The 7,370-nt window shown below is 70.7% G+C and carries 5 protein-coding genes and 1 pseudogene; all 6 read left to right on the forward strand.

The window, feature by feature from the left end; all coding sequences use genetic code 11:
- Positions 1 to 328: 328 nt before the first annotated feature.
- Positions 329 to 1,168: an ABC transporter ATP-binding protein gene (locus GT354_RS41685; protein WP_161361932.1), complete on the forward strand. Its 840-nt coding sequence runs from the start codon at positions 329 to 331 to the stop codon at positions 1,166 to 1,168.
- A gap of 10 nt (positions 1,169 to 1,178) precedes the next feature.
- A complete protein-coding gene (locus GT354_RS41690; protein WP_161361935.1) occupies positions 1,179 to 3,740 on the forward strand; it encodes an FtsX-like permease family protein in 2,562 nt (853 codons plus the stop codon).
- An 89-nt stretch (positions 3,741 to 3,829) separates the two neighbouring features.
- The gene (locus tag GT354_RS56090) at positions 3,830 to 5,050 is read left to right on the forward strand and encodes a sensor histidine kinase (RefSeq protein ID WP_161361937.1); all 1,221 of its coding nucleotides are present in this window, start codon (positions 3,830 to 3,832) and stop codon (positions 5,048 to 5,050) included.
- Positions 5,047 to 5,697: a response regulator transcription factor gene (locus GT354_RS41700; RefSeq protein WP_161361939.1), complete on the forward strand. Its 651-nt coding sequence runs from the start codon at positions 5,047 to 5,049 to the stop codon at positions 5,695 to 5,697. Before GT354_RS56090 ends, GT354_RS41700 begins: the two co-directional genes overlap by 4 nt.
- A gap of 71 nt (positions 5,698 to 5,768) precedes the next feature.
- A pseudogene (locus GT354_RS41705) lies at positions 5,769 to 6,383 on the forward strand (transposase); the annotation flags it as partial.
- Between the two features lie 500 nt (positions 6,384 to 6,883).
- Positions 6,884 to 7,370: TerD family protein (locus GT354_RS41710; RefSeq protein WP_161361941.1), on the forward strand; the 487-nt coding region annotated here is incomplete at its 3' end.

The following is a 7,370-nucleotide window of genomic DNA, read 5'->3' on the forward strand; positions in this document are numbered from 1 at the left end:
CCGCCCGAACCCGTTCCGCCCGAACCCGTTCCGCCCGAACCCGTTCCGCCCGAACCCGTTCCGCCCGAGCCCGTTCCGCCCGAACGGCGCCGCCCCGACCGCGCCGCCCGAGTCGACGCCGAAGGGACCCGGCGAGGGGGCGAGACCTGCGAAGAAGCCACCGCCGCCGTCATCGTCATCGGGTGCTCGACGAAAGTACCGGATCAACGGATGAGGGTGAGGATGCAACTTTAGTGACCATGGTCGGCACGTTCGCGGGTATTGGTGGCCACGGCTCGCGACGGAGGCTGAGGAGGTAGCCGGATCCCTCTGCCAAGGAGCCCACCGCATGTCCACCGGAAACCGTCGGCGCCCACCCGTCACGACGCCCCCGCCGCAGAAGCGGTCGGTCGAGCCCGACAGTTACGAGCGCATCGACCACGACGACCGGGCCAAGGGTGTGGCTGCGAGCGCTCGGGGGCTGACGAAGTGCTACGGCGAGGGTGAGACCAGGGTGGTCGCCCTGGACGGGGTGGACGTCGAGATCGGGCGCGGGCGTTTCACCGCGATCATGGGCCCGTCGGGTTCGGGCAAGTCCACCCTCATGCACTGCCTCGCGGGTCTGGACTCGGTCACCGGCGGGAAGAGTTGGATCGGCGACACCGAGATCACCGGACTGCGGGACAAGGAGCTGACCCGACTGCGCCGGGACAAGATCGGTTTCATCTTCCAGGCGTTCAACCTGCTGCCCACCCTCACCGCGATCGAGAACATCACGCTCCCGATGGACATCGCGGGCCGCGAGCCCGACCCGCAGTGGGTCGATCACGTCGTCGAGACGGTCGGCCTGCGCGACCGGCTCAAGCACCGACCGAGCGAGTTGTCCGGCGGCCAGCAGCAGCGCGTCGCGTGTGCCCGTGCCCTCGCGAGCAAGCCCGAGATCATCTTCGGTGACGAGCCGACCGGCAATCTCGACTCGCGCTCGGGAGCCGAGGTGCTGGGCTTCCTGCGTCGCAGCGTCGACGACCTGGGCCAGACCATCGTGATGGTCACCCACGACCCGGGCGCCGCGTCCTACGCGGATCGGGTGCTGTTCCTGGCCGACGGCCGGGTCGTGGACGAAATGCTGTCGCCGACTTCCGACACGGTCCTGGCGCGCATGCAGCGCTTCGCCCGAGCTGCGAACTGAGGGGGTCGTCATGTTGAAGGCGACACTGCGCAGCTTCCTTGCGCACAAGGCGCGCATGGTGCTGTCCGCGCTCGCGATCCTGCTGTCGGTCGCGTTCGTCGCGGGTACGTTGATGTTCACCGACACGATCACCAAGACGTTCGACGACATGTCGCGCACCGCCGCGGCCGACGTCACCGTCAGCCCGAAGTCCGAGTTCCGCGAGGACCGCCTCGGGCGCACCGGGCAGCAACCGACGCTGGCCGACACGACCGTGACCGCGGCCCGCTCGGTGCCCGGCGTCAAGGACGCGCACGGCGACGTCGTCTCGACCAGCGTGATCGTGACGGACGCCAAGGGCAAGAAGGTCGGCCTGACGTCCGACCCCCAGGTACAGGCCGCCGATTGGCATCCGGGCCCACAATTGCCGGTCGAGCTGGACAAGGGCCGCGAACCGCGCGGCGCCGGCGAGGTGATCCTCGACAGCGACGCCGCCGACCACAACAAGGTCCGCCTCGGCGACAAGGTGCGGGTGATCGCCGCACCGGGCGCCTTCGAGGCGACGGTGGTCGGCCTCGCGAACTACACGACGATCAACCCGGGGGTGACCCTGGTCTACCTCGACGGCACGGTGGCGCGCGATCGGCTCCTGGGCAAGCCCGGCGTCGTGACGTCGGTGTCGCTGACCGCCGAGCCGGGAGTGGAGCAAAAGGTCCTCAAACAGCGGGTCACCGACAAGCTCGGCACCGGCTTCGACGTCAAAACCCGCGCGGAACAGGCCGAGGCGGCGTCCGCCGACATGGCCCAGGCGCTCAACGTCGTCAAGTATTCGCTGCTCGGCTTCGCGGGCATCTCGCTGCTCGTCGGCACGTTCCTGATCTTCAACACCTTCTCGATGCTCGTCGCCCAACGCACCCGCGAGTTGGGCCTGATGCGCGCGATCGGCGCCACCCGCGCCGACGTCAACCGTTCGGTGCTCGTCGAGGCGATCCTGCTCGCGCTCGTGGGCAGCACCCTGGGGCTCTTGGCCGGCTACGGCCTGGGACTGGGCTTGCTGACCTTGATGAAGTCGGTCGGGGTCGACCTCAAGGGCACCGCGCTGGTCCTCAAGCCGGTGACTCCGGTCGTGGCGTATCTGGTGGGCGTCGTGGTGACGCTGATCGCCGCCTATCTGCCGGCGCGTCGCGCCGCTCGGGTGAGCCCGATGGCGGCGCTGCGCGAGGCCGGCGCGCCCGTCGCGAAGTCGTTGCGCGGTCGAGCGATCGTGGGCGGCGTGGTCACCGCACTCGGCGCCGTGGGGCTCGCGACCGGCGCGGCGGCGACCACGATGGACGCCGGGCACGGACTGGCCCTCGCGGGGGGCCTGGTCGGCACGCTGGTCGGGTTCATCGTGCTCGGTCCCGTGCTCGCCCGGGCGATGATCCCCCACCTGGCCGGCGTCTTCCCGCGCGTGTTCGGAACGGTCGGCCGGCTCAGTCGGGAAAACGCGCTGCGCAACCCGCGGCGCACCGGTGCCACCGCCGCAGCGCTGATGATCGGCGTCGCGCTCGTCGCGTCGTTGTCGGTCGTCGCGTCCTCGATGAAGGACTCGGTCGGCAAGCAGATCGACCAACGACTCGGCGCCGACTTCACCCTGCAAAGCGACGGCGGCCTCAATCTCTCGCCCGACATCGCGACGGCGATCCGCAAGGTGCCGGGCGTGTCCGAGGTGGTTCGCCAGCGCGAGACCGAGGCGAAGATCATCGTCGGCACGTCGTCGGAGACGATCACCGTAACCGGGGCCGACCCGGGCGTCGACGGCATGCTCAAGCAGAAGTACACGAGCGGCAAGGCGTCCGACGGCCTGGAGCCCGGCAGGATCATCGTGCCCAAGTCCTATGCCGACGACCATCACCTGGGCGTCGGCGGCACGGTCACCGTGCGCACGCCCAACGGGCAGTCCGTCGCGCTGCGGATCGGCGCCGTGCTCGACGACGGCGGGGTCGGCATCGGGGCCAACGGGGCCGTGGTCGGACTCGACACGCTCGGCAGGCTCGACCCGAACCTGCTCGACTCGTTGATCATGACCAACATCGCCGACGGCGCCAAAGCGTCCGAGGTTCGAGCCGCACTGAACCGGGCGATCAAGCCCTTTCCGCAGGTGAAGGTGCGCGACCAGGCCGACTACAAGGCGACCGTGCAGGACCAGACCGACATGATCCTGCAACTCGTCTACGGTCTGCTCGGGTTGGCGATCGTCATCGCGATCCTGGGAGTCGTGAACACCCTGGCCCTGTCGGTGATCGAGCGCACCCGTGAGATCGGGCTGCTGCGGGCGATCGGGATGTCACGTGTCCAGCTCCGCAGAATGATCCGGCTCGAATCGGTGGTGATCGCGGTGTTCGGAGCGGTGCTCGGGCTCGTGCTCGGCGTCGGCTGGGGCGTCTCGGCGCAACGACTGTTGGCGACACAGGGGCTCGACGTGCTGACCGTCCCCTGGCCGACGATCGCCGAGGTCGTCGTCGGCGCCGGCGTGGTGGGCCTGCTGGCCGCCCTGTTGCCGGCTATGCGCGCGGCGCGGATGAACGTACTGGCCGCGATCTCGACGGAATGAACGACCACGCGACCACGCTCGACGGTGCGCCGATGGCCCCCTACGGCGCACCGTCGCCGGCGGGCCCCCCGCCTCGATACCGTTCGCGCGTGGTGAGCGAACGCGTGCCTGCGTCGAACCGGTCGCCGGCCGAGCCGCCGGGCACGGCGTGGAGCGCGTGGCGGGATCGGCGCTCGTTCGCGTTCGACGTGGTGGTCGCGGCGCTCGCTGTCGCGATCGGCCTGGCGACACGCATGGGCCGCCACCCGGGTTTGGTGGACTGGCCCTACGTGCACCAGGTCAGCGCGGTCGTGTGTGGCGCGTCGCTGTTGCACCGCCGGCGCTCGCCGTTTCGGTCCGGGCTGGTCGTGTGCGGGGTGGGGCTGGTGTATCCGACGCAGGCGACCTACTTCGCGGTCTACGCCGTCGCGGCCTACGCCGTCGGGGCGGGTGACGACGACCGGCGGCGCGCGTGGGGTCTGATCGCGGGACTGACGCTGGTCGCCGGTCGGCCGTGGGACCAGCCCGACCCGGTCGGCGTCGTCGGCGGCGTGGGGGTCGCCCTGGTGCCGGCGCTGCTCGGGCTGTACGTCGCGGCGCGCCGGCGACTGCGCCTGGACCGGGGCGAACGGGCCCGACGGGAGCAGGAGTTGACGTTCGAGCGGGTGCGCCGGGAGGAACGGGCGCGGATCGCGGGTGACATGCACGACGTGATCACCCACCGGGTCAGCCTGATGGTGCTCCAGGCGGGCGCCCTGCGCACGCGCGCTCGCGACGACGACGTGCGCGTGACCGCGGAGGAATTGCGCCTCGTCGGGTGCAAGGCGCTGGAGGAGTTGCGTGCTCTGGTCGCGGTCACCCGTTGCGAGCAACAGCCGGGCTCGGTCGTGGTCGAGGCGGGCGCGGTGCTCGACGTGTCCGATCTGGTGGCCGATTCACGTACGGCGGGCGTCGTGGTCGACCTGACCACCGTGGGCGAGCGGCGGCCGACCTCACCTGTGGTCGGCCGCGCCGCGTACCGCGTGGTGCAGGAAGCGCTGACCAATGTGCACAAGCACGCCCCCGGGGCCGGGGTGGGTGTGTGGGTCCACTACACCGGCGACGAACTGCGCATCACCGTGCGCAATTCGGCGCCGACTCGCGACGCCGACGTAGCGCTCGGTGCCGGCGGCAGCGGGCTGGTCGGTCTGCGCAAGCGGGTCGAACTCGTCGCCGGCGCGCTGCGTGCGGGACCCTCTGAGGACGGCGGCTACGAACTGGTCGCCGTCCTGCCCGTGCTCGCCCCGACCGCCCGCGCCGCAATCGCCCCGACCACCGGAGAACCCGCATGATCCGCGTCCTGCTCGTCGACGACGAACGCATGGTGTGCGCGCACCTGCGCACGATTCTCGGCGTCGCCGACGACCTCGAGGTGGTCGGCGAGGCGTACGACGGCGCGGAGGCCGTCGAATCGGTGCTGCGGCATCGGCCCGACGTGGTCCTGATGGACCTGCACATGCCGGGCGTGGACGGGCTGACCGCGATCGAACAGATCGTGGACCTGCCCGACGCGCCCAGGGTGATCGTGCTGACCACGTTCGGGCTGGAGCAGTACATCCTGCGGGTCCTGCACGCGGGCGCGGCCGGATTCCTGCTCAAGGACACCCCGCCGGAGGACCTCATCGGCCTGGTCCGGGTCGCGATGGACGGGCACACCGTGCTCTCCCCGGCGGTCACCCGAGACCTGGTCACCGCGTCCTCGGGCCGCAACGCCGCCCGCGACCGGGCGACCGACGCGGTCGCGTCGCTGACCGAGCGCGAAATCGAGGTGCTGACGTGCATCGGCGAGGGCCTGTCCAACGCGCAGACGGCGGAGCGGCTGTTCCTGAGCGAGACCACGGTCAAGAGCTACGTGTCACGCATGCTCACCAAGCTGAGCTGCGCAAACCGCACCCAGGCGGGCCTGTTGGCCTACGACGCGGGACTGATCCGACGCTAGGGCGTGTGAAGTCGTGATCAGTCCTCGGGTTTCACGGTCGTGCCGAGATGGTTTCCGGTAGCACACCAGGTGTGAATCGTAGGCAACTCACGGACGAGCATTGGGCGTTCATCGAGCCGTACCTACCGATCGGCGAGTACGGTCCCTACCCGGAGAAACTGCGCGACCAGTTCGAAGGAGTGATCTGGCGATTCCGCGCGGGGGCCCAGTGGCGCGAGCTTCCCGGCGGGTTCGGCCCCTGGCCGACCGTCTACGGACGCTTCCGGGTCTGGCGCGACGCGAGTGTCCTCTCGGCGCTGTTGGAAGGCCTGATCGCCGAGGCCACCCGCCGGGAGAGGACGGACCTGTCCCTGGTCAGTGTGGATTCGACGACCGCCCGCGCTCACCACGACGCTGCCGGGATGCGCGTCGAGGCGGAGGTGATGGACGCCCCGGAGGAAGCCGCACGCGAGCAGGAGCGGGCCCGCAAAAAAGGGGGCGACCACAAGGAACGGGGCGGACAGGACAACGGAAACGACCCCGAGCGGGACGAGCGGCGGCGTGTTCGGCGACGGCGCCGCGCCCGCCTGACACACGCCCTGCTCGGGCGGTCCAGGGGCGGGCTGACCTGCAAGATCCACCTCGCCGCGGACCACAGGTGCCGTCCGCTCTCGATCGTCCTGACCACCGGACGGGCCGCCGACAGTCGTGGGCACGCACGGGCGGAAACACCCAGGTGAGTGCGCGGGGACACGTGCAAAGACGCATGGACGCGAGCGAGACGGCGTCCGCGACCCACCCGAACGCAGCCCACGCGGACGAGACATACCTCGACCAACACGAACAAGAGCGCGGCCACACAAACGAGCGTGCGGGAACACGGGTGGGTGCGCGGGAACGCGCATGGATACGCGTGGACGCGTGAGTAGGCGTGGACGCTGGTGAGTATGCGTGGGGGAGGCATGTGTGGGTCGGGCGGTTCGCGTAGGCGGCCGGTCGGTGTCGGGGCCGGTCGGTGTCGGCCGGTCGGTGTCGGGGTGGGAGCGGCCGGGGGACGGCGAGTGGCCGATCCCGTGACCGCCGGCCCCCCTACCGCACTGCGGGACTGCCTGCCGGCTGGGTAACCTCGGAACGGTCCGGCCATCGCAGCGGTCCGTCTCGCGGAGCGGTCCGGGCCTGTTCACATCCGCGATCCGGAGGAGACCCGATGTCGGTGACGCTCACGAAGGGTGGGAACTGCCCGCTCGCGGCGGCTTCCGTGGTGGTCGAGGTCGCGTTCGGGGCGTCCGTCGACGTGTCCGCGTTGCTGCTCGCGGCGGACGGAAAGGTCCGCTCGGACGCCGACTTCGTGTTCTACAACCAGCCGTCGGGGCCCGGGGTTCGCTTCCAGGCAGGCGGTGCGGACCGCCCGGCGGCGGTGCACGTGGACACGTCGGCGATACCGGCCGACGTGGACAAGGTCGTCGTGACGCTGAGCCTGGACGGCGGTCCGGGCGGGCCGGCCACCTTCGGTGGGACCGCGCCGCCCACCGCGACCGTGCGCGACAGCTCCGGGGACGCGCTCGTGGAGTTCACGCCGGCCGGACTCGGCCGCGAGACCGCGCTCGTCCTTCTGGAGGTGTATCGCCGCGGCGGCGCGTGGAAGGTGCGCGCGGTCGGGCAGGGCTATGCCAACGGACTCGCGGGCATCGCCA

Source organism: Streptomyces sp. SID3343, assembly GCF_009865215.1.
Lineage (GTDB): Bacteria > Actinomycetota > Actinomycetes > Streptomycetales > Streptomycetaceae > Embleya.

Bases quoted from the DNA above. Each gene is read 5' to 3' on its own strand.
- GT354_RS41685 (WP_161361932.1), top strand. From the start codon at position 329: ATGTCCACCGGAAACCGTCGGCGCCCACCCGTCACGACGCCCCCGCCG.
- GT354_RS41690 (WP_161361935.1), top strand. From the start codon at position 1,179: ATGTTGAAGGCGACACTGCGCAGCTTCCTTGCGCACAAGGCGCGCATG.
- GT354_RS41700 (WP_161361939.1), top strand. From the start codon at position 5,047: ATGATCCGCGTCCTGCTCGTCGACGACGAACGCATGGTGTGCGCGCAC.